Source organism: Acinetobacter sp. YH16052 (genome assembly GCF_013417155.1).
Lineage (GTDB): Bacteria > Pseudomonadota > Gammaproteobacteria > Pseudomonadales > Moraxellaceae > Acinetobacter.
Genome location: NZ_VPEO01000129.1, coordinates 1 through 1719, shown reverse-complemented (window position 1 = coordinate 1719; position 1719 = coordinate 1). Strand labels below are relative to the sequence as shown.

The window sequence follows — 1719 nt, the reverse complement described above, 5'->3', positions numbered from 1 at the left end:
TTATTTTTGCCAGCACGTTTGTTGCTGTGATGATGGTGTTCATTTTGGCTATCTTTTTATACATACCAAGCAAAGACGAAATTGATGAACGTAGAGCAGATATGGCTGTACTAAAAAAATATCCGCTACAAATTCGAGAAAGTGATGGTGAAACATTGGTGAGAATAATGAGGAAAAATTGCTACTCGTTTGAACCGAGTAGTGTCAAAGAAAAAACGTATGACTGGTGTCAGATCGACCCTAAAAAATACTAGTTGATCGGTACTTTGCTTGGTTTTTCTCATTACAAATCAAATTACAGCAAGCGCAAAATTGCCCGACTTTGAAACATGGCTTTAGCCATCTTTCAAAGCATCGAGCTGAAATTTCGCATAAGAGATTTTATGTTAAATAGGTTCGATTAAGCAGATCGTCTTCTAATTTTGAACATTGCTCATCATCAATGACTCCGGTAATACTTTGTAGCCACAACCCATCTGCTGCTAAACGAAGTAACTCTAAATCAGGATGACTATCCGTTTCTGCATGTTGAGATAATCTATTTTTTAGCCATTCCATCCAAATTTTATTAAAGGTAGGCTCTGTGATCATAGTCATTGATAACGCTGACCAAGCAGAAACCACCCCATCTATTTGATGGATAAAAGGACTATGAATATAAGCTCGTGTGAATTTACCATATTCTGTTGGATCGCGTTTAATCAAGTATTCAACTGTTTGATCTAAATCAAGAATTATTTGATTGAACATTTCTTCTATCAAATTTTTTTTATTCGGGAAATGGTGAAATACCCCCCCTTTTGTTATACCTACTGCTGTAGCAATATTTTGAATAGAAACACCAGAAATACCCTTTTGAGAAACAAGAATAGTTGCCTGTTCAAGGATGCGCTTTCGAATAACCTCTGGTTGCTTCTTTTGTTGCCGAATTTCTTTCACTTAATGACCTGCTGATTGCGAAAATAAATTAATAATTATTACGCCAGATACGATAAAACCAATTCCAATTAAAGCAGGATTATCTAGTGTCTGTTTAAAAACAAAGTAGCTAACTACAGCAGTTAGAACAATCCCAACACCAGCCCATATAGCGTATGCGATACCTAAAGGGATTGTTTTAATAACTTGTGATAATAAATAAAATGCCGTGCTAAAAAAAATAAAGACCATCACGCTTGGAAAAAGTTTTGTAAACCCTTCCGATTTAACTAAAAAACTACTTCCAATCACTTCGGAAACTATTGAAAATCCAAGTAATACATAAGCGAGTAACACACTGTTCATAAGTAATCATACCTAAAATACCCATCGGAAGGTATGTTAAATTTTCAAAAAAAAATTATCAATAATTATTTTAGATTTTCTAAAATTAACATAATACAACTTATACGAAACTGATATTTATTTTCCTTAAATATCAATGTTATATTCTAATCTTAATACCCCATTCTAGCCCGTATGGGGTTTTTTTATAATTATTCACGTTCCACGCTTAATATTTAAACAATGTTCCACGTTTTTGATTAGATATTTTAATCATTCCAGTAAGAGCCGAGCGAGTGTCTACGAGCGACCACCTGGCATTAAAATTTTGCCCCTGCCTTTTCCCTGATTACAAGCTCCCTTTTGCTTCATAACGAAAGATACAGAGCATCCCGAATGGGTGCGAACTTTGGAGCTTTTGCTTTTCAAAAAGTATGAGCGAAGCGAATACATTAC

At 34.6% G+C, this 1719-nt stretch carries 2 protein-coding genes and 1 pseudogene; 1 reads left to right on the top strand and 2 read right to left on the bottom strand.

All coding sequences use genetic code 11. The features are described 5' to 3' along the window. Window positions 1-254: pseudogene (locus FTV42_RS17455) on the top strand (hypothetical protein); the annotation flags it as partial. A 127-nt stretch (window positions 255-381) separates the two neighbouring features. Here the strand turns inward: FTV42_RS17455 and FTV42_RS16640 are convergent. Further along, entirely contained in the window at window positions 382-939 is a 558-nt protein-coding gene (locus FTV42_RS16640; protein ID WP_179991715.1) for a TetR family transcriptional regulator, read from the bottom strand. Then, complete coding sequence (locus FTV42_RS16635) at window positions 940-1284, bottom strand: SMR family transporter (RefSeq protein WP_005199344.1); 345 nt, start codon at window positions 1282-1284, stop codon at window positions 940-942. Between the last annotated feature and the right edge of the window lie 435 nt (window positions 1285-1719).